Raw genomic sequence first — 22,664 nt, 5'->3', positions numbered from 1 at the left:
AGGAATTTATTATGAAATTACCAATAGCATTATCAAATAGACATGTTCATTTATCTCAAGCAGATATAGAAGCTTTATTTGGAGCAGGTCATGAGTTAACTCACTTTAAGCCATTATCTCAACCAGGTCAATTTGCATGTGACGAAAAAGTTGATTTAGTGGGGCCAAAAGGAACTTTAAAAGGTGTTAGAGTTTTAGGTCCAGCTAGACCTAATACACAAGTTGAAATATCATTAGCAGATGGATTCGCTTTAGGAGTAAAAGCTCCAATAAAAGAATCTGGAGATATAGCAGGAACTCCTGGAGTTAAATTAGTAGGACCAGCTGGAGAAGTTGAATTAACAGAAGGTGTAATAGTAGCATCTAGACATATACATATGAGTGATGAAGATGCTAAAGCTTTCGGTGTAACTGACAAGCAAATAGTAAAAGTAAGAACTTTCGGACCAAGAGCTGTAGTATTTGAAAACGTGTTAGTAAGAGCTAATCCTAACTTTGCGTTAGAAATGCACGTAGACGTTGAAGAAGGAAATGCTGCTGGTGTTAGAAATGGTGAAGAAGTAGAATTAATAGCTGAATAATTATAAATAAAAGGTATGTGAATTTCACATACCTTTTTTAATTTATTTTACTTTTTTAAGGTGTCTCCATATTCAATCCCGTAGTTATACATTTGTTCAAGTAAAGGAATCATTTTTTCACCTATTTCAGTTAAGCTGTATTCAACTTTAGGTGGAACAACGGGATATACCTCTCGATGAACCAAACCATCATCTTCAAGACTTCTTAATTGATTTGTTAACATTCTTTGAGTTACATCAGGTAACTTTCTTTTAAGTTCGCTGAACCTAAGACGTCCATTACTTAGGTACCATAATATTAATAATTTCCATTTACCAGAAACTAGCTTATGAAATAAAATCATTGGGCATGTAGCATACTTTGCACAGCGATTATTCATATGGCATTTATGATGAAAAGCTAAAGATTTATTCATGAACATATACCTCACTTAAAAATACATATAATTATATTGAATATGTAAATGCTTTACCATATTATAGCACAAAATAAGTATACAGTATACTTTTATATACTATATATACAAAATGTTTCTATATATAAAAAAAGTACCTACTTGTAATAGTAAAACATGAAGATTATTATAAGAGTATGAATACCAACAAAATATAAAATCTAATTAATTTATGAATGTTAAAGATTCTCAAGGAAAAATAAGTTTATATACTTTTCGTAATATGATAACATATTATGGAATAATATAAACTTTAATGTAGAAAAAAGGAGAACATAACAATGAATAAAAAGATAGCAAATATGATAGATCATACAATACTAAAGGCAACAACTACAAAAGAAGAAGTTGTTAAGATATGTAGTGAAGCAAAAGAATATGGATTTTTCTCAGTTTGTATAAACCCAACTCAAATAAAACTTGCAAAAGAAGAATTACAAGGAAGTGATGTAAAGGTTTGTACAGTAATAGGGTTCCCTTTAGGAGCTAATACTCCAGCTGTTAAGGCTTTTGAAACTAAAGATGCAATAACTAATGGTGCAGATGAAGTAGATATGGTTATAAACATAGGTGCTTTAAAAGATAAAAACTACGATTTAGTTTATGAAGATATAAAAGCAGTTGTAGATGCAGCTGATAAAAAAGCTTTAGTAAAAGTAATAATAGAAACTTGTTATTTAACTGATGAAGAAAAAGTAAAAGCTTGTGAATTAGCTGTAAAAGCAGGAACTGACTATGTAAAAACTTCAACAGGATTTGGAACAGGTGGATCAACTCCAGCTGATATAAAACTTATGAGAGATACAGTAGGTTCAGAAATAGGTGTTAAAGCGTCTGGTGGAGTAAGATGTGAAAAAGATGCAATAGCTGTAATAGAAGCTGGAGCAAGTAGAATAGGAGCAAGTGCATCTATAGCTATAGTAAGTGGAGATAATGCATCTGGAAGTGATTATTAAGAAATTTGATGAAAAATGTAAAAAAACATAATTAATTTGGTTTAGCTTAAAATTTTGTGGGTATATATGATAACATAACAGGAAAAGTGTTAAAATATAAATTTTTTTTAAAATTAACTTAAATATATTATTTATACTAATAAATAAGAAGGATTTTCTCCAAAAGTATAGAATTTTTTTGTATAAAATATTTATGTATTGGGGGATTAATGTGCTTTGAAGTACGTTATATCTAAAGTGCAAAAGTATTTATAATTACCACTTAATTTATTTAAGTACAATTGGAGTAATATAAGGAGGATACATAATTATGGCTAAATTTATGAAAACAGTTGATGGAAATACAGCTGCTGCTCACGTATCTTATGCGTTTACAGACGTGGCTGCTATATACCCAATAACTCCATCTTCAACTATGGCTGAAGTAGTTGACGAATGGGCAGCACAAGGAAGAAAAAATATATTTGGACAAAAAGTTAAGGTAGTTGAAATGCAATCAGAAGCAGGAGCTGCTGGAGCATTCCATGGTTCATTACAAGCTGGTGCTTTAACTACTACATTCACAGCATCACAAGGTTTATTATTAATGTTACCAAATATGTATAAAGTTGCAGGGGAATTACTTCCCGGAGTATTCCACGTAAGTGCTCGTGCTCTTGCATCTCAAGCATTATCTATATTCGGTGATCATCAAGACGTTATGAGTGCTAGATCAACGGGATGTGTATTATTAGCGTCTGGATCAGTTCAAGAAGTTGCAGATATAGCGCCTGTTGCTCACTTAGCAGCTATAGAAGGTAAATTACCTTTCATACATTTCTTCGATGGATTTAGAACATCACATGAAATTCAAAAAGTTGAATTATTTGAAAACGAAGATTATGCAAAATTATTAAATATGGAAGCTGTTGAAGCGTTTAGAAATAAAGCTTTATCTCCAAACCACCCAGTTACTCGTGGTACTGCACAAAATGATGATATATACTTCCAAACAAGAGAAGCTTCAAACAAATACTACAATGATATAGTAGGAATCGTTGAAAAGTACATGAATCAAATGAGTGAATTAACTGGTAGAAAACATGGATTATTTGACTACTACGGAGCAGAAGATGCTAAGTATGTATTAGTAGCTATGGGTTCTGTAACAGAAGCGATAGAAGAAACAATAGATTACTTAAATGCAAAAGGAGAAAAAATAGGTTTAGTTAAGGTTCACTTATACAGACCATTCTCAACTAAGCATTTATTAGAAGCGATACCAGCTTCAACTGAAAGAATCTGTGTACTTGATAGAACTAAGGAACCAGGTTCAATTGGTGAGCCATTATACTTAGATGTACGTTCTGCATACTATGAAGTAGAAAATGCACCAAAGATAATTGGTGGAAGATATGGATTAGGATCAAAAGACGTTACTCCAACAGATATAAAAACTGTAATAGAAAACTTACAAGCAGATGCTCCTAAGAATCAATTTACAGTAGGTATAGTTGATGATGTAACTAATACATCATTAGAACAAGCTGAATCTATAAAGATAGCTTCAGAAGGAACTGTAAGATGTAAGTTCTGGGGATTAGGATCTGATGGTACAGTTGGAGCTAATAAGCAAGCTATAAAAATAATAGGGGACCACACAGACAAATATGCACAAGCTTACTTTGCATATGACTCTAAAAAATCTGGTGGTATAACTATGTCTCACTTAAGATTTGGGAATGAACCAATAAGAGCGACATACTTAATAGATGAAGCTGACTATATAGCATGTCATAATCAATCATATGTTAACCAATATGATTTATTAAAAGGACTTAAAAAAGGTGGTACATTCGTACTTAACACTATATGGGATGCTCAGCAATTAGAAGAACATTTACCAGCAAAAATGAAGAAATTCATAGCTGAAAATGAAATAAACTTCTACACTGTAAATGCTGTTAAAATAGCACAAGAAATAGGTCTTGGAAATAGAATAAACATGATAATGCAATCAGCATTCTTCAAGTTAGCTAATATAATACCTCAAGAACAAGCTGTAGAATACTTAAAAGATTCTATAAACAAAGCTTACGGTAAAAAAGGTGAAAAAATAGTTAACATGAACTATCAAGCAGTTGAACAAGGAGCTGACTCTATAGTTAAAATAGACGTACCGGCATCTTGGTCACAAGCAACAGATGAAAAGAAAGATGAAGTAATTGAACCTGACTTCATTAAGAATATATTAAGACCAATGAATGCACAAGAAGGTAATAATCTACCAGTAAGTGCTTTCAATGGAATGGAAGATGGTACATTCCCAAGCGGAACTGCAGCTTATGAAAAACGTGGAGTTGCTGTAAACGTACCAGAATGGATAGTGGATAATTGTATTCAATGTAACCAATGTGCTTATGTATGTCCACATGCATGTATAAGACCAGTATTAGTTAATGAAGAAGAATTATCTAATGCACCAGAACACTTCAATACTAAGAAGGCTATGGGTAAAGGATTAGAAGGATTACAATACAGAATTCAAGTAAGTCCAATGGATTGTACAGGATGCGGAAACTGTGCTGACGTTTGTCCAGCTAAAGGTAAAGCATTAGTTATGGAACCACTTGGAAGCCAAGAAGTTGAAGTTGAAAACTGGGCATTTGGTGTAGACCCAACTAAGGTAGCTCCAAAAGGAGACGTAATGAATGTAAACACTGTTAAGGGAAGTCAGTTCAGACAACCATTAATGGAATTCTCAGGCGCTTGTGCTGGATGTGGAGAAACTCCATACATCAAGCTAGTTACTCAATTATTTGGAGATAGAATGATGATAGCAAATGCTACTGGATGTTCATCAATCTGGGGAGGATCAGCTCCAGCAACTCCATATACAGTTAACCATGAAGGTAAAGGTCCATCTTGGGCAAACTCATTATTCGAAGACAATGCTGAATTCGGATATGGTATGAAAATAGCAGTTGAACAAATAAGAAATAAAATAGCTGACGTTATGGAAGAGCTATTAACTATGGATATATGTGAAGAGTCTAAAGCAGCATTTACTAGCTGGTTAGAAAATAAAGAAGATTCACAAGGGTCTTCAGTTGCTAGCAAGAAAGTAGAAGCATTATTAGCAGATGCTCATCATATACAAAATGAAGAAGTTAGAGCTTTAGTTAAAGAAATAGAAAGTAGAAAAGATTACTTAGTTAAGAGATCTCAATGGATACTTGGAGGAGACGGATGGGCTTATGACATCGGATACGGTGGATTAGATCACGTTCTTGCAAGTGGTGAAAATGTAAACGTACTAGTATTTGATACAGAAATCTACTCAAATACAGGAGGTCAAGCTTCTAAATCAACTCCAGTTGCTGCAATGGCTAAGTTCGCTGCTGCTGGTAAGAGATCTAAGAAGAAAGATTTAGGTATGATGGCTATGAGTTACGGAAACGTATATGTAGCACAAGTAGGTATGGGTGCAGATAAGAACCAATTAATGAAGGCTGTAATAGAGGCTGAGGCTTATGATGGACCATCATTAATAATAGCTTATTCTCCATGTATATCTCATGGATTAAAAGAAGGTATGGGAAGAGCTCAAGCAAACATAGAGCAAGCTGTTAAAGCTGGATACTGGCATTTATACAGATACAACCCAACATTAAAAGCACAAGATAAGAATCCATTTACTTTAGATTCTAAAGAACCGACTGAAAGCTTCAAAGATTTCTTAATGGGACAAGTAAGATACTCTGCAATAGCTAAACAATTCCCAGATATAGCTGAAGAATTATTCACAGCTGCTGAAGAAAACTCTAAAGAAAGATACAACAACTATAAGAGATTAGCCGAAAATTTCTAATAAATAATAGTTTAATATAAAGAGTGGGATATTAAGCCCACTCTAAATAAAAATAAAAAACACTAGCCTTAATAGGTTAGTGTTTTTTATTTTTATTTGGAAAAGTTATTATCTATAACATAAATATAATAAGAAATAATAATTGACTTATCAACTATAGTGCACTACTATTATAGTGTAAATTGATAAGTCAATTATTAAAGGAGAATATTATGGTTTCAACATTAGGAAGTTATATCTCTATATTAAACAGACAAAAAAAAATATATGTTAATTCTATTTTTAAGCACTATGGACTTGGATATTCCTCCTGTGTGTTTTTAATTTTTATTTCTACAAATGAAGGCATAAATCAGAAAGAACTTTGTAAGAGGTTAGTAATTGATGAGGCTCTTGCAACTAGAACTGTGCGTGATTTAGAAAAACAAGGGATGATTCTAAAAAGGAAAGATCCAGAAAAACCACGTTCAAATACTTTATATATTACAGAAAAGGGATGGGAATTAGTTCCAAAACTCAAAGAAGTTTTTTATAACTGGTGGTTAAGTATAACCGACAACATTGATGAACAGCAAGTTGAATGGCTAGTTTCACAAATACAGTATATGTCTGAAAAAGCGAGGGAGATTAATAGAACTAATTGCAATAAGGATTATAAAGGGGATGAGTAAAGATTGCATTTAACAATTAGAGAACAAGAAAAGCTGATGATTGTTGTAGCAGCAGAAGTTGCAAGAAGAAGAATGAAAAAGGGAATAAAGTTAAATTATCCAGAAGCAGTAGCTTTAATAACTGATGAGATACTAGAGGGAGCAAGGGAAGGTAAAACAGTAACAGATTTAATGAATTTTGGTACGACTATTTTATGTAGAAGTGATGTAATGGAGGGGATACCTGAAATGATTTCTACAGTTCAAGTTGAAGCGACATTTCCTGATGGAACTAAGCTAGTTACAGTACATAATCCAATACAATAATGGAAAGGAGTGTAAATATATATGGTACCAGGAGAATTAATAATAAAAGAAGGAAAAATAGAGTATAACAAAGGCAAGAATGCAATAGCAATTGAAGTTATTAATACTGGTGATAGGCCAATACAAATAGGATCTCACTATCATTTTTATGAGGTAAATGAATTTTTAAAATTTGATAGAGAAAATTCATATGGTAAAAGATTAGATATACCTTCAGGAACAGCTGTAAGATTTGAACCAGGAGATAAAAAAGAAGTATACCTAATTAATATAGGGGGATCTAGAATGATTTATGGTCTACGAAACCTAGTTGATGGATCTTTAGATGGGAAAGGAGAAAGAAAATGAGCTTTAAAATAGATAGAAAGCACTATTCAGATTTATTTGGACCAACTAAAGGTGATAAGATAAGGCTTGGAGACACAAATTTGATTATTGAAATAGAAAAAGACTTTACAGGATATGGAGATGAATGTAAGTTTGGTGGAGGTAAAGTTTTAAGGGATGGAATGGGACAAAGTGCAACTGAAGGTAGAGAAAATCCAATGGTTGCAGACCTTATAATCACGGGTGCCATTATTGTAGACTATACTGGAATATACAAGGCAGATATAGGTATTAGAGATGGAAAAATATTTGCTATTGGTAAGGGTGGAAATCCACATACCATGGATAATATTGACTTTATAGTTGGAGCAAGTACAGAAGCTATGGCAGGTGAAGGAAGAATTATTACAGCGGGAGCTATAGATACCCATGTACATTATATAAGCCCAAATGAAATTAATGTAGCATTAGAAGGTGGTATTACAACGCTTATAGGTGGTGGAACTGGACCTGTAGATGGATCTAATGCTGTTACATCTACACCAGGAGCATGGAATATTTATCGTATGCTACAGGCAGCAGAAGCTTTTCCTATAAATTTAGGTTTTTTAGGAAAAGGAAGTGGAGCAAATATAAAAGTTACTGCTGAACAAGTAGAAGCGGGAGCTTGTGGTATTAAGGTTCATGAAGATTGGGGAGCAACAAGGTCGGCGATAGATTATTCATTAAAAACAGCTGATAAATATGATGTGCAAGTGGCAATACATACAGATACATTAAATGAAGGTGGTTTTGTAGAACATACAATTGAAGCTATAGCAGGAAGAACTATTCATACTTATCATACTGAAGGTGCAGGTGGAGGACATGCACCAGATTTATTAAAGGTTGCATCACAATTAAATGTAATACCAGCTTCAACAAATCCTACAAAGCCTTATACAATAAATACTATAGCTGAACATTTAGATATGCTAATGGTTTGTCATCATCTAGATCCTAAAGTACCAGAAGATATTGCATTTGCAGACTCAAGAATAAGACAGCAAACTATTGCAGCAGAAGATATATTACAAGATATGGGCGTATTTAGCATTATGAGCTCAGATTCAATGGCTATGGGAAGAATAGGCGAAGTTGTAACTAGAACATGGCAAACAGCTAGTAAGATGAAACTGCAAAGAGGAATTCTTCAAAATGATTCAGAAGAAAATGATAACAATCGAGTTAGAAGATATATAGCAAAGTATACAATTAATCCAGCATTAGCTCAAGGTATAAGTAAGTATGTTGGTTCTGTAGAAGTTGGTAAAATGGCAGACTTAGTTATTTGGGAACCTCAATTTTTCGGAGTTAAACCTCATTTAGTATTAAAAGGTGGAATGGTAAATAGAGCTATAATTGGAGAAAGTAACGCATCAATTCCAACATGTCAGCCTGAAATTTACAGAGAATGCTTTGCTGCAAATGGAAGAGCTAAGTATTCAACATGTGCTACATTTGTTTCTAAGTATGCTTTTGAAAATGGAATAAAAGAAAAATTAGGGTTGCAAAAACTAGTATTACCGGTTGAAGGAATAAGAAATTTAACTAAAAAAGATATGAAGTTAAATAATGAAACTCCAAAGCTTGAGGTAGATCCACAAACATATGAGGTAACTGTGAATGGAGAGTTAATAACCTGTGATCCTGTAAAGGAAGCACCTTTAGCACAAAGATACTTTTTATTTTAGAGGGGGAAAATGATAATGATTTTTAATGAAATAGTAGGTAATATTAATAAAATATCTAATTTAGAAGACTTTCATATGGAAATGATATATTTAAATAGTGAAGATTTACTTAAAAGGATATTAAGAGTAAAATCTGATCATAATCGAGAATACGGAATATCGTTAAAAAAAGGGAAAAATCTAAAGGATGGAGACTTGCTTTATAACGAAAATAATAAACTTATTGTTGTAAAAGTAAATAGTGAAGATGTTTTAATTATTAAACCATCTAATATTACTGAAATGGGAATCATAGCACATAATCTAGGCAATAGGCATTTGCAAGCACAATTTGAAGATGGAAAGATGATAGTACAGTATGATAGTTTAGTTGAAGAAAAGTTAAAGAAAGATAATCTAAATTATTCAAGAGAAAAAATTAAGTTAAAGAAGGCATTTAGACATGTTGAATTTGGACATACACACTAATATGCAATCAAAAGATATTATAGATATGCTAAGAATCGTGCAAATGTGTGACTCAAACTTTCCAATCGGATCATTTAATCATTCTTTTGGAATGGAAACTTATTTAAGAAGCGGTAAGATAAATGATATAAATACAATGAGAGAATGGCTTGATATATTTTTAAGTAATCAGCTTGTATATAGTGATGCATTAGCAATTAGAATGTTATATGAATATTTGAAAAAAAATGAATTAGATGAAATTTGGAAATTGGATAGGCTTATAACAGTCCAAAGTATTAGTAAGGAAACTAGAAATGGATCTAAGTTAATAGCAAGTAGAATGACTAAAATTTTTCTAGAACTATATGAATCAGAATTTGTAAGAAATTATGAAAATAAGATTATTAATGGGGAAGTTTTCGGACATCCTGCAATAGTATTTGGATTGGCCATGTATACTTTGAAAGCGTCAGAAGAAGAAGCTATTATTTTCTACATGTATAGTACTGTTTCGACGCTTATTCAAAATGCAGTCAGGGCTATACCAATAGGGCAAAAGGACGGACAATTATTGATTAAAGAATTTAGTGAAAAATTTAAAATTTTATATAAGAAAGTAGAGAATATGGATTATAGCTTTTTTGGATGTAGCACTCCTGGAATAGAGTTATCTCAAATAAATCATGAAGTATTAGACTTTAGGTTGTTTATGTCATAAAAGAAAGTTATGGATAGTATGAAAGGGTGGGAGATAAATGAAACCAGTAATAATAGGAGTTGGTGGACCGGTAGGTAGTGGAAAAACATTACTAATAGAAAGACTTACTAGAGTAATGAATTACAAATATAATTGTGCGGTTATAACTAATGATATCTATACAAAGGAAGATGCAAGATTCTTAGTTAAAAATTCTGTTTTACCTGAAGAAAAAGTTATAGGAGTAGAAACAGGAGGATGCCCACACACCGCGATTAGAGAAGATGCTTCTATGAACTTTGCAGCGATAGAAGAACTAAAAAATAAATTTAATGATTTGGATATTATTTTTTTAGAAAGTGGTGGAGATAACCTAGCGGCTACGTTTAGCCCAGATTTAGTTGATTTTTCCATTTATATAATAGATGTTGCCCAAGGTGAAAAGATTCCAAAAAAAGCAGGTCAAGGAATGATTAAAAGCGATTTGTTTGTTATAAACAAAATAGATTTAGCTACATACGTTGGAGCAGATTTGGAAGTTATGAGAAAAGATACATTAGTTTTTAGATCTGAAAATAGTTTTATATTTACCAACTTAAAGACAGATAACGGATTAGATAAAGTTTTAAGTTGGATTAAGAACAATTGTTTATTAGAAGGAATAGATTAATATGAGTGATAGTGAGTATGCTGGAGAATTAGAAATAATACTTAAGAAGAGAGATAATGAAATAGTATTAGCTAAGAGATATTTTAATGGTTTAGTAAAAGTATCTCCTACTATTTATCTTGATAGAGAAAAAATACCTACATATTTTCTACTTCAACTGGGAGGAGGCTATGTAGAAGGGGAAAAATATAAGAATGTAATTACTTTAAAAAAAGGTGCCAGGGGAATCATAACAACTCAAGCACCCACAAAAGTATATAAGTGTCCAAATGACATAAAAACAGAACAAGATACAGTAATTAAATTAGAAGAAGATAGTATTTTAGAATATATTACAGATACAGTAATATTGTACAAGGATTCTATATATAGACAAATAAATAATATATATATGAATGAAAGTTCAACCCTTATATATACAGATGGGATTACTTCAGGATGGTCGCCACAAGGAGAATTATTTCAATATAGTAGTTTACAGCTAAAGACACAAGTATATGTAGATAATAAAATTGTTTTATTAGATAATTTATTGGTAAATCCAAAAGAAAATGATGTTACTCAATTAGGGTTCTTTGAAGGATATCCAAACTTTGGTACATTACTTGTAATTAATAAATATATAACAGAAAATATAATTGAAGAGTTGAGAGAAAAGGTTAAGCAATTAGATTTAAATATTAGTTTTGGTATATCAAAATTAGAGGTGAATGGATTTATATTAAGAGTATTGGGAAATTTAACTCAAAATATTGAGTCTGTAATAAAAACATGCCATGACTATATAAGAGAAAAACTCTTAGACTCTAATGAATTTATTATTCGTAAATACTAGTATAGATATGGGGTGCATTAAATGTTAGGGATAGTATTATTATATGTAGGGATTGTTTTGATAAATAATGGTATGACAAGAATATATAATGTAGATGAAAAATCAGCATCAATAATGAATATTTTCATAGGTTTATTAGCAGTAATAATTGATGTCATATTTGTAATTCAAGGTGACTATTTTGCTGCTGGTACTGGGTTGCTATTTGCATTTACATATTTGTTTACAGGCATTAATGGTATATTTGATTTGGATAAAAGACCATATGGTTGGTATAGTCTGTTTGTAGCAATAAATGCAATATCATGTGCACTTTTAAGTTTATCTGATGGAGATTTGAGATTCTTTATAATTTGGATATTATGGGGAATACTATGGTCAACTACCTTTATAGAAATAATACTAAAAAAGAATTTAGGTAAACTTGTTTCTTATTTAGCTATATTTGAAGGAATATTCACAGCATGGATACCAGGATTTTTAATGTTAATTAATAATGGTAGTTAAGTTGATGAATTATGATATAAATTGGAATAGAGTTTAAATGAATTTACTTTAAAAATTTAAATAAACAAGAGAAATCTAGTTTGAAAGTTTATATTGTAGAAGCTTTCAGACTAGATTTTTTATTATAAAAAACTTTATTAATTTACAAAGTAGGGTATATAGTATATGATAAATTATATTATTGAAGTAAATTAAATATAACAAAATAGTATACAATATATTGCTATATTTATAAACTGGAGGAATTAATATGAGCAAAAAGCATAGTATATATGTAGTCTTAATAGTGATACTATTAATTATGATAGCATCTTTTGTAAATAATAAAAATAATGAAAATAATGAAAATACTAACGAAAAAAATAGAGCAGAAGATATAGAACCATTATCTAAAAAGCACGCTATAAATATATTAAAAGCTGAATATGGAGACTATATATTAGCTAACGAAGATGATATAAAAATAAAAGGCGATGAATATATTATAGATGTTTCTGTTTACATAGAAGATGATGAACCACATGAAGATTTAGGAGAACATGAACATGAGCAAAGCTTAGGTGTTCATAAAATTAATATGTACACAGGAGAATTAATAATACCAGATGAAAGTACAGAAAATAAGTAAAATAAGTGTGTATCAAATGTGGAAGTTTTTATAATTAATGTACACTAAAACTAAATATGATATAATAAATGACATATATAAGTAGTTTGGAGGTATATAGTTGAAAACTTTAGAAAATGAAATGAAGTACTTACAATTGTTATCAAAACAGTATCCTAGCATATCAAAAGCTAGTACTGAAATTATAAATTTAGAAGCAATATTAAATCTGCCAAAAGGAACAGAACATTTTTTAACAGACATACATGGAGAATATGAGCCATTTGTACATGTTCTAAAAAATGGTTCAGGTGTTGTAAAAAGAAAGATAGAAGAGTTATTTTCAAATACTATGAGAGAAAGTGAAAAAAAAGCTTTAGCGACACTTGTATATTATCCAGAACAAAAACTAGAATTAATAGTAAAAGAAGAAGAAAATATAGATGATTTTTATAGAATAAATATATACAGACTTATAGAATTATGTAGGTATGCATCTAGTAAATATACAAGATCTAAGGTTAGGAAACTTCTACCTAATGATTTTAAATATATAATAGAAGAACTTCTACATGAAAATATCGATAGTAAGCACAAGCAAGAGTATTATAAGAGTATAGTAGAGACAATTATAGAAATAGATAGAGCTAAGGAATTTATAATAGCTGTATCAAAAGTAATACAAAAGCTAGTAGTAGATAGATTACACATACTAGGAGATATATATGATAGAGGTCCAAGACCAGATATAGTTATGGATACATTAATGGATTACCATAGTGTTGATATACAATGGGGGAATCATGATATATTATGGATGGGAGCAGCAGCAGGACAAAAAACTTGTATAGCAAATGCTCTTAGAATATCTGCAAGATATGCAAATTTAGATATAATAGAAGATATTTATGGAATAAACCTATTACCACTAGCTACTTTTGCAATGGATGTTTACAAAGATGATCCTTGTAATAACTTTATGCCTAAAATAAGTGATGAAGATGTATCAAGTACAGAAAAATCGTTAATAGCAAAAATGCACAAGGCAATAAGTATAATTCAATTTAAGCTTGAAGGACTAGTTATAAATGAAAGACCAGAGTTTGACATGAAACATAGACTGCTTCTTAATAATATAAACTATGATGAAGGAACAATATCATTGAAAGGAAAAGTTTATAAATTGAAAGATTCTAATCTTCCAACAATAGATAAGAATAATCCATATAAGCTTACAGAAAAAGAAAGTTTAGTTATTGAAAAATTAGTATCATCATTTAAAAATAGTGAAAAACTTCAGAAACATGCTTCTTTCTTATTCTCAAAAGGAAGTATATATTTAACTGCTAATTCAAATTTATTATTTCATGGATGCATACCTTTAAATGAAGATGAAAGTTTTAAACGTATGACTCTACAAGGACAAGAGTATAGTGGTAAGGCGTTAATGGATAAAATGGAAGCTTTAGCAAGAGAAGGGTACTTCTTTAAAGAAAAAACAGAACAAAAACAGTATGGTATGGATATAATGTGGTATCTATGGACTGGTAAATGTTCATCTTTATTTGGAAAAGATGATATGACAACTTTTGAAAGATACTTTATTAATGAAAAAGAAACTCATAAAGAGAATAAAAATCCATATTTTAAGTTAAGAGAAGATGAGAATATGTGTAGAAAGATATTTAACGAGTTTAATTTAGACTTTGAAGAATCTCATATTATAAATGGTCATGTTCCTGTAGAAAGTAAAAATGGAGAAAGTCCGATAAAAGCTAATGGAAAAATTCTTGTTATAGATGGAGGATTTTCAAGAGCTTATCAAAATAAAACAGGAATAGCTGGCTATACATTAATATATAACTCTAAAACTTTACAGCTGGTATCTCATGAGCCATTTACATGTGCAGAAGAAGCTATAGTAAATGAAAGTGATATATTATCAACAACAATAGTTGTAGAGCATAAAGTAAATAGAAAAACTGTAAGAGATACAGATGCTGGTAAAAAATTAGAAGAAGAGGTAAAAGATTTAAAATTACTTTTAATGGCATATAAAAAAGGTTTAATAAAAGAAATTCAGTAAATAGGAGTCGAAAGGCTTCTATTTTTTATGCAAAAATCACAATAGTAGTATGAAGTTGTAAAATTAAGGGAAAAATTAATAATAATCTAAGATGGAGGTAGCTTATGAATTTATTAAAAGATAGTAAAACTAAAGATAATTTAATGAGAGCTTTTGCAGGAGAAAGCCAAGCGAGAAACAGATACACTTTTGGAGCAAGCCAAGCCAAGGGCCAAAATTTAGCATTAATAGGACAGGCATTTACTTATACTGCAGATCAAGAAAGGGCACATGCTAAAGTATTTTATAATCATTTAAAAGATCTTTCTGGTCAAACAATATTTATAGACGGTGGTTATCCAATAGATATATATGATAATATATCTCAAACTCTAAGAGCAGCTCAACATAATGAATATGAAGAATGGGAAGATGTTTATAAAGAATTTGCTAAGGTTGCAATGGAAGAAGGATTTACAAATGTAGCAAATTCTTTTAACAAAATAGCAGAAATAGAAAAGATACATGGAGACAGATTTGGTAATTTTGCTGATAAGTTAGAGTCAAACACGCTTTTTAAAAGTGATAAAGAAGAACAATGGATATGTTTAAACTGCGGCCATGTACATACAGGTAAAGAGGCTCCAGGAGTATGTCCTGTATGTTCTCATCCACAAGGATATTTTATATTATACTCAAACTCTCCATTTGAAAATTAACATTACAAATTATGGTATGAAAAAGTTTTCAAAACTATTGACATAGATTTATTAATATTATAAAATTAAATTTATAAAATACGAAATGAATTTAATTAAAATAAATCGATAAAATGGATTGTTACTGATTGAGCAGGCAATACCTAAGTTAGGACACGAAGTTTTTGTGTCTTGATTTAGGTATTTTATTTTTAAAAGATTGAAATTATGGGTATAAATAATAGAAATTCAATTAAAAGAGGTGAGTAAATATCTATGATTATTGAAAAAATTTATAACAACAATGTAGTATTGGTTATAGATAAGGAAAGTAAAAAAGAACTAGTGCTCACTGGATGTGGAATAGGGTTTCAAAAAAAGATAGGACAAGAAATTGATAAAAGTAAAATAGAAAAAAAGTTTATTACAGAGGATGATACCTTTAAACAAAAGATAATAAAATTAGCAAGTGAAGTAGATGAAAAAGTATTTGATACTAGTTCTAATATAATAGAATATGCAGAGAAATTTTTAAATACTGAGTTAGATGATTATATATACGCATCATTAACAGATCATATATCATTTGCTCTTAAAAGATTTGAAGAAAATATAGAGATAAAAAATGATTTACTATATGAAATAAGAAGAATTCATAAAAGAGAGTTTGAAGTTGGAAAATGGGCAATAGATTATATTAATAAACAACTTAATGTGAAATTTCCAATAGATGAAGCTGGATTTATAGCAATGCATATAGTTAATGCAAATTATAAAGAAAGTACAAGTGAATCATTTTTAATGACTAAAATAGTTAAGGATATACTTAATATAATAAGGTATTATTATTCAGTTGAATTTGAAGAAGATGATTATAACTATGATAGATTAATAACTCATTTAAAGTTTTTTGCAACAAGACTAATTAAAAAAGAAATATTAGATAACAAGAATAATGAACTTATAGATGTAATAAAATTAAAATATGAAAGTGCATATAATTGTGCATGCAAAATAAAACAATTTATAGAACAAAATCATGAGTATATTGTAAGTGAAGATGAAATACTTTACCTTACATTGCATATAAATAGAGTTATATCAGCAATAAAAGATAATGAAAATTAAATACTTAAACTAATATAGTAAACAATAAAAGATTGTTACTGGTTAAGCAGGCAAGACTTAAGTTTATAAATATGTATTTAATAGTTTAGGAATAGTGTTATTAATTAAGGAGAATATTACATAGTAATATTATCTTTAATTAATAGCGTAAATTCCAGCTATTTATACTTATTATAAATTTAAGTCTTTTTATATTTAAAAAAATTATAGGAGGATAACTATGAAAAAATTATTTGGTGTTTTACAAAAAGTAGGAAAAGCATTAATGTTACCAGTTGCATTACTTCCAGCAGCGGGTATACTTCTAGGTGTTAGTAATGCGCTAGCAAACCCACAACTAATACAAATGATGCCTTTTCTAGACAATACAACTTTCCAACTTATAATTAAAATAATGGAAAAGTCAGGTGGAATAGTATTTGATAATTTACCTTTATTATTTGCAGTAGGTACTGCAGTTGGTTTAACTGAAGGTGAAGGTGTTGCAGGATTAGCTGCAATTGTTGGTTTATTAATAATGAATACATCTATGGGAATTATGGCTGGAGTAACTCCAGAATTAGCTGGGGCTGTTCCTGGCTTAAAAGGAAACCCAATGTATACAATGGCTCTTGGAGTTCCAACTCTTCAAACTGGAGTTTTTGGCGGTATTATAATAGGTATAATTGCTGCAGGACTTTATAAAAAGTTCTACAAAATTGATTTACCTCAATATTTAGGATTCTTTGCAGGTAAAAGATTCGTTCCAATAGTAACAGCAGCAAGTGCTATATTAATAGGTATAATATTATCATTTATATGGCCTCCAATACAAAATGGATTACTTTCATTCTCTAAAACAGTAATAGAGGCAAATATAACAATAGCAGCATTTTTATTTGGTATAGTTGAAAGAGCATTAATACCATTTGGTTTACATCACGTATTTTATAATCCATTCTGGTATCAATTTGGTGAATATACAAATAATGCGGGTCAACTAATAATGGGTGACCAAAGTATATTCATGGCTCAACTTAAAGATGGTGTAGCATTTACAGCAGGTACTTTTATGACTGGTAAGTTCCCATTCATGATGTTTGGTCTTCCAGCAGCAGCGCTTGCTATGGTTCATACTGCTAAGCCAGAAAAGAGAAAGTTTGTTGCAGGTATAATGGCATCAGCAGCCCTTACTTCATTCTTAACAGGTATAACTGAACCAATAGAATTCGCATTTTTATTTGTAGCTCCAGCATTATTTGCAGTTCATTGTTTATTTGCAGGATTATCATTTATGTTAATGCAATTATTAAATGTTAAGATAGGTATGACATTTTCAGGAGGTCTTTTAGATTTCTTACTATTTGGAGTTTTACCAAATAGAACTCCATGGTATTTAGCAATACTAGTAGGATTAGGATTTGCAGTAGTTTACTACTTCGGATTTAGATTTATAATAACTAAGTTTAACTTAAAGACCCCAGGTAGAGAAGATGATATAGAAAAATCAGAAGGTGCTGTATTAAATAATAGTGAGTTAGCAGCAGGAATATTAGAAGCTTTAGGAAATAAAGAAAATATAAAAAGCTTAGATGCTTGTATAACTAGACTTAGAGTAGCAGTTGATGATATAGAAAAAGTTGACCAAGATAAATTAAAATCACTAGGTGCAGCAGGTGTTATGGTAATAGGTAATAACATTCAAGCTATATACGGACCTAAATCAGATACATTAAAATCAGAAATAAATGAGATAGTATCAGGAAAAGTTAAAGTAAATAAAAAAGTAGAAGAGCCAGTAATAGAAGTTAAAGAAGAAAAAATAGACTCTAATGAAGAAATATTATCATTAACTAATGGTGATATATTAGATATATCAAAAGTTCCTGATGAAGTATTTTCAACAAAATTAATGGGTGATGGATTTGCTATAGATTCATCTGATGGAAATATATATTCACCAGTAGATGGTAGTGTAGAGGTAATATTCCCTACAAAGCATGCTGTAATAATAAAATCAAAAGGTGGCAGAGAAGTACTTATACATTTAGGAATAGAAACTGTTAAGTTAGAAGGTAAAGGCTTTGAAATGTTTGTTGAAGTAGGGCAACAAGTTAAAGCTGGAGATAAATTAGTTGAAATGGATTTAGACTATATTCGTGAAAATGCAACATCAACAATAAGTCCGGTAATATTTACCAATTTAGAAGAGGGCGAAAAAGTTAAAGTAAAAACAGGTAAAACATTCGCTAAAGAAAGCAATAGAGTAAATATAACTAAGTAAAAAAAGAAAATTGACAAATATTTAGAAAACCTAGCGAATACGCTAGGTTTTTTGACATTAAAGATGAAATGGAGTATAATTAACGAGTAAATTTAATCGTAGAATGATGATTTAAAATGAGGTGGAAAGTGTGGATAATATAGTGATACAACCCGTATTAGTAGGTGGAGATATAAACTGCTATAGCGTGGCAAGAGCATATCATGAAGCATATGGAGTAAAATCTATAGCCTTTGGTAGATATGCATTAGGAGCAACTAAAGATAGTAATATAATAGATTTTAGAATAGACCCAAGAATAACGGAAGAAAAAGAATTTATACAAGTTTTACTAAAAACTGCAGATGAATTATCAGCGCCTAATAAAAAGCTAATATTAATGGGATGTACGGACGAATATGCAGAGTTAATAATAGACCATAGAGATATACTAAAGGAAAAATACATAGTTCCTTACATAGATAGTGAACTAAAAAATAAATTAATAGAAAAAGAATTATTCTATAATATGTGTGAAGAAAAAGGATTAGATTATCCTAAAACTTTTATATACTCAAAAGGTGATAAAATAGAAGACTTTGGATTTAACTATCCAGTAATAATAAAGCCATCTGATAGTGTATTATATTGGCAGTTCCCATTTGAGGGTATGAAAAAAGCATATGTTGCTAATAATGAAAAAGAATTTATAGAAATTACTTCTGCAATATATAGTGGTAAGTATGATAAGAACTTAATAATACAAGACTTCATACCGGGTGACGATTCAAATATGAGAGTTTTAACTTGCTACTCAGATCAACATGGTAAAGTTAAAATGATGTGTTTAGGACATGTATTATTAGAAGAACATACTCCAAAAGGTATAGGAAATCATGCTGCTATAATTACAGAGTATGATGAAGCTTTAATGGAAAAGTTTAAAGCATTCTTAGAAGATATAAATTATACAGGTTACTCAAACTTTGATATAAAGTTCGATACAAGAGATAACACATATAAGGTGTTTGAAATAAACTTAAGACAAGGTAGAAGTAACTACTATGTTACAAGTTCAGGAAATAACATAGCAAAATATATAGTAGAAGACAGAGTATACAATAAAGAATTAGATTTAAAAATTCAAAAAGATGCTTTCTTCTGGCATGTTATACCTAATAATGTAGTTTATAAATATGTAAAAGATCAAAAATTAGTAAATAAAGCTAAGAAATTAGTAAGCGAAGGAAAAAGTGCAACTTCATTTGGATATGAAAAAGACTTAAAAGGAAACTTTAAGAGAAGATGGTATATATTCTTATACAATATAAACCAAATGAGGAAGTTTAAAAAATACTGCAAATAGATTGGTGATGTATATATGAAAACTAACAAGACAGTTGGAGTAATGGGTGGACTAGGCCCGATGGCTACAGTTTATTTTTATGACATGGTAGTTAGATTAACAGATGCAAGCTATGACCAAGACCATATAGATATGGTTATAACTAATCGCGCAACAACACCAGATAGAACAGATTTTATAATAGGTAAATCTGATAAATCTCCAGCAAATATACTTATAGAAGATGCTAAGAAATTAGAGGCATTTGGATGTAGCTTTTTAGTAATAACTTGTAATACAGCACACTATTTCTACAATGAAATATCAAGTAGTGTTAGTATACCTACTTTAAATATAATAGAAGAAACAGTTAAATATGCTCATGAAAAAGGATATAAAAAACTTGGGATATTGGCCACGACTGGTAACATTCAGACGAAGTTATATCAAAATATGTGTGAAAAGTACAGTATAGATTATTTAGTATTAGATGATAATAGACAACAGTATATAATGGATATAATTTACAAAGATATTAAAAGTGGAAAACCTGCAAACATGGGCAAATTTAATTTAGTTGTAGATTATTTAAAAGAAAATAATTGTGATGGAGCTATACTTGGATGTACAGAGTTATCAATACTTAAAAATGATAATGATTTAGATAATGACTTTTATATAGATTCATTAGAAGTATTAGCAAGAAGAACTATAGTAAAATCTGGTAAAGTTGATAAATGCAATGATAAAATAATAGTATAAAAATTTATAATTTCTAAAATATTTAAAATAGAGTAGTTAAAACTACTCTATTTTTGAATATAAAAATTCGCTTTAAAATCTAATTATTATAATAAGTAACATATTTAACAATTATTTGTAAAACAAATTTTATAAATAATATGATATACTACATACGAAAGAAAACTTATGAGGAGGGGCTAAAATATGAAATTATCAAATATAATGAATGAAGTTAAATTTTCTTCAGTTAAGCCTTGGAATGAAATAAAAGATACTAAAATAAAAGACTTAGCTTACAATTCTTCAAAATGCGAAGATGGATATATATTTATAGCAATAAAAGGAGAAACAGTAGATGGGCACAAGTATGCAAGTGATGCATATAAAAGAGGTTGTAGAGTATTTATATTACAAGATGATGTAGAACTTAATGATGATGCCATAAAACTAATAGTAGAAGATAGTAGAGTTGCTTTATCAAAAATGTCAGCTAACTATTTTGGTAATCCATCAAAAGAATTAAAAGTTATAGGAGTAACAGGAACTAAAGGAAAAACTACTATAACAAATTATATAAGTGAAGTTTTAAATAAGTCAGGTGTAAACACTGGAGTTATAGGAACTAACGGTACATTTTATAATGGGATAAGTGAAAAAACAGTAAACACAACACCAGAAAGTTATGAACTTCATAGGATATTTAGAACTATGCTAGATAACGGTGTAAAATGTGTATCTATGGAAGTTTCATCAGGTGGAATAATGATGGAAAGAGTTAAAAATGTAGACTTTGATATAGCAATATTTTCGAATTTATCACCAGATCATATTGGGCCAAAGGAACATCCAACATTTGAACACTATTTAGATTGTAAAGCTAGATTATTTACATTAGCTAAACATGGAATAATAAATATAGATGATGAACATGCAAAAGATATAATTAAAAAAGCTACATGTGATATAGAAACATTTGCAATAGAAAAGGATGCTAATTTAGTAGCTAAAAGTATAGAATACTCAAGAGCTTTAGATTCTTTAGGAGTTAGCTTTAAATGCGAAACTAAAAATGACAGCTTTGATGCTTACATATGTTCACCTGGGACATTTAGTATATATAATGCATTAGCAGTCATATCTGTATGTAGATACTTAAATGTTAAGCAAGACGTAATGTTAGATGCCCTTAAAAATGCAAAAGTAAAAGGAAGAGTTGAAGTATTACCAATACTTGAAGATGCGACTATAATAATAGACTATGCTCACAACGGAGTAAGTTTAGAAAATATACTACAAACACTTAAAAAATACGATCATAATAGAGTAATATGTTTATTTGGGTCAGTTGGTGGAAGAACAGAATTAAGAAGAAAAGAACTTGGAGATGTTGCAGCGAGAGAATGTGATTTATGTATATTAACAAGTGATAATCCAGACTTTGAAGATCCGATGAATGTTATAAAGGATATAGCTGAATCATTTGAAAATACAAATTGTGAGTATATAGTTGAGCCTGATAGAAAGATAGCTATAGAAAAAGCTATAGAAATAGCTCAAGAGGGTGACATGATAGTATTTGCAGGAAAAGGACATGAGGAATATCAATTAATAAAAGGTGAGAGAGTACCATTTAGTGAAACTGAAATAGCTATAAATGCAGCTAAGAAAAGAACTAAGTCTAAAGATACAAGTGTATTAGCATAAGATAAAATTTATATAGTATTAACATATAATGAAAGAATTTTAGTTAAAATAATAATTAATATTCTTTCATTATTTAAATATAGGGGAGAGGCA

General features: G+C 29.9%; 21 protein-coding genes. 20 read left to right on the top strand and 1 reads right to left on the bottom strand.

Going from position 1 to position 22,664, the window contains the following annotated elements; translation table 11 throughout:
* Nucleotides 1-11 precede the first annotated feature (11 nt).
* Complete coding sequence (gene pduL, locus JWF52_RS02145; protein ID WP_208331704.1) at nt 12-581, top strand: phosphate propanoyltransferase; 570 nt, start codon at nt 12-14, stop codon at nt 579-581.
* A 47-nt stretch (nt 582-628) separates the two neighbouring features.
* Here the strand turns inward: pduL and JWF52_RS02140 are convergent, their stop codons facing one another.
* A complete protein-coding gene (locus tag JWF52_RS02140) occupies nt 629-961 on the bottom strand; it encodes a winged helix-turn-helix transcriptional regulator (protein ID WP_208331703.1) in 333 nt (110 codons plus the stop codon).
* A gap of 356 nt (nt 962-1,317) precedes the next feature.
* On the opposite strand from JWF52_RS02140, the gene deoC reads away from it, so the two are divergent.
* The 19 genes from deoC to JWF52_RS02045 all read left to right on the top strand — a co-directional run bounded on the left by deoC (nt 1,318) and on the right by JWF52_RS02045 (nt 22,571).
* Nucleotides 1,318-1,992, top strand: coding sequence for a deoxyribose-phosphate aldolase (deoC, locus tag JWF52_RS02135; protein WP_208331702.1), 675 nt, complete (start codon nt 1,318-1,320; stop codon nt 1,990-1,992).
* Between the two features lie 310 nt (nt 1,993-2,302).
* Complete coding sequence (gene nifJ / locus JWF52_RS02130; protein WP_208331701.1) at nt 2,303-5,842, top strand: pyruvate:ferredoxin (flavodoxin) oxidoreductase; 3,540 nt, start codon at nt 2,303-2,305, stop codon at nt 5,840-5,842.
* Nucleotides 5,843-6,054: 212 nt separating this feature from the next.
* The gene (locus JWF52_RS02125) at nt 6,055-6,513 is read left to right on the top strand and encodes a MarR family winged helix-turn-helix transcriptional regulator (protein WP_208331700.1); all 459 of its coding nucleotides are present in this window, start codon (nt 6,055-6,057) and stop codon (nt 6,511-6,513) included.
* Between the two features lie 3 nt (nt 6,514-6,516).
* On the top strand, nt 6,517-6,819 hold the full coding sequence (locus JWF52_RS02120) for an urease subunit gamma (protein ID WP_208331699.1): 303 nt from the start codon (nt 6,517-6,519) through the stop codon (nt 6,817-6,819).
* 21 nt (nt 6,820-6,840) lie between these two features.
* Nucleotides 6,841-7,167, top strand: coding sequence for an urease subunit beta (gene ureB / locus JWF52_RS02115; RefSeq protein ID WP_208331698.1), 327 nt, complete (start codon nt 6,841-6,843; stop codon nt 7,165-7,167).
* Nucleotides 7,164-8,879: an urease subunit alpha gene (gene ureC / locus JWF52_RS02110; RefSeq protein WP_208331697.1), complete on the top strand. Its 1,716-nt coding sequence runs from the start codon at nt 7,164-7,166 to the stop codon at nt 8,877-8,879. Before ureB ends, ureC begins: the two co-directional genes overlap by 4 nt.
* Before the next feature lie 15 nt (nt 8,880-8,894).
* Nucleotides 8,895-9,347, top strand: coding sequence for an urease accessory protein UreE (gene ureE, locus JWF52_RS02105; RefSeq protein WP_208331696.1), 453 nt, complete (start codon nt 8,895-8,897; stop codon nt 9,345-9,347).
* Nucleotides 9,322-10,047, top strand: a complete 726-nt coding sequence (locus JWF52_RS02100; protein ID WP_286183962.1) for an urease accessory protein UreF — start codon at nt 9,322-9,324, stop codon at nt 10,045-10,047. The genes ureE and JWF52_RS02100 overlap by 26 nt, the downstream gene beginning before the upstream one ends.
* 37 nt (nt 10,048-10,084) lie before the next feature.
* Complete coding sequence (gene ureG, locus JWF52_RS02095; protein ID WP_208331695.1) at nt 10,085-10,696, top strand: urease accessory protein UreG; 612 nt, start codon at nt 10,085-10,087, stop codon at nt 10,694-10,696.
* Between the two features lies 1 nt (nt 10,697).
* A complete protein-coding gene (locus tag JWF52_RS02090) occupies nt 10,698-11,531 on the top strand; it encodes an urease accessory protein UreD (protein WP_208331694.1) in 834 nt (277 codons plus the stop codon).
* Nucleotides 11,532-11,552: 21 nt separating this feature from the next.
* Nucleotides 11,553-12,038, top strand: coding sequence for an AmiS/UreI family transporter (locus tag JWF52_RS02085; RefSeq protein WP_208331693.1), 486 nt, complete (start codon nt 11,553-11,555; stop codon nt 12,036-12,038).
* Between the two features lie 250 nt (nt 12,039-12,288).
* Complete coding sequence (locus JWF52_RS02080) at nt 12,289-12,666, top strand: hypothetical protein (RefSeq protein ID WP_208331692.1); 378 nt, start codon at nt 12,289-12,291, stop codon at nt 12,664-12,666.
* Between the two features lie 121 nt (nt 12,667-12,787).
* On the top strand, nt 12,788-14,731 hold the full coding sequence (locus JWF52_RS02075) for a fructose-1,6-bisphosphatase (RefSeq protein ID WP_208331712.1): 1,944 nt from the start codon (nt 12,788-12,790) through the stop codon (nt 14,729-14,731).
* 104 nt (nt 14,732-14,835) lie between these two features.
* Nucleotides 14,836-15,429 (top strand): rubrerythrin, encoded by a 594-nt coding sequence (gene rbr, locus JWF52_RS02070; RefSeq protein WP_208331691.1) that lies wholly within the window; start codon nt 14,836-14,838, stop codon nt 15,427-15,429.
* A 255-nt stretch (nt 15,430-15,684) separates the two neighbouring features.
* Nucleotides 15,685-16,536, top strand: coding sequence for a BglG family transcription antiterminator LicT (licT, locus tag JWF52_RS02065; RefSeq protein ID WP_208331690.1), 852 nt, complete (start codon nt 15,685-15,687; stop codon nt 16,534-16,536).
* 220 nt (nt 16,537-16,756) lie between these two features.
* Complete coding sequence (ptsG, locus tag JWF52_RS02060; protein WP_208331689.1) at nt 16,757-18,799, top strand: glucose-specific PTS transporter subunit IIBC; 2,043 nt, start codon at nt 16,757-16,759, stop codon at nt 18,797-18,799.
* A gap of 130 nt (nt 18,800-18,929) precedes the next feature.
* Nucleotides 18,930-20,144, top strand: coding sequence for a carboxylate--amine ligase (locus JWF52_RS02055; protein ID WP_208331688.1), 1,215 nt, complete (start codon nt 18,930-18,932; stop codon nt 20,142-20,144).
* Nucleotides 20,145-20,159: 15 nt separating this feature from the next.
* Complete coding sequence (cuyB, locus tag JWF52_RS02050) at nt 20,160-20,885, top strand: cysteate racemase (RefSeq protein ID WP_208331687.1); 726 nt, start codon at nt 20,160-20,162, stop codon at nt 20,883-20,885.
* A gap of 186 nt (nt 20,886-21,071) precedes the next feature.
* Nucleotides 21,072-22,571: a UDP-N-acetylmuramoyl-L-alanyl-D-glutamate--2,6-diaminopimelate ligase gene (locus JWF52_RS02045; RefSeq protein WP_208331686.1), complete on the top strand. Its 1,500-nt coding sequence runs from the start codon at nt 21,072-21,074 to the stop codon at nt 22,569-22,571.
* Nucleotides 22,572-22,664: the final 93 nt, after the last annotated feature.

This window comes from Clostridium sp. CCUG 7971 (genome assembly GCF_017590215.1).
Lineage (GTDB): Bacteria > Bacillota > Clostridia > Peptostreptococcales > Peptostreptococcaceae > Faecalimicrobium.
This window is presented reverse-complemented; position numbering and strand designations above follow the sequence as displayed.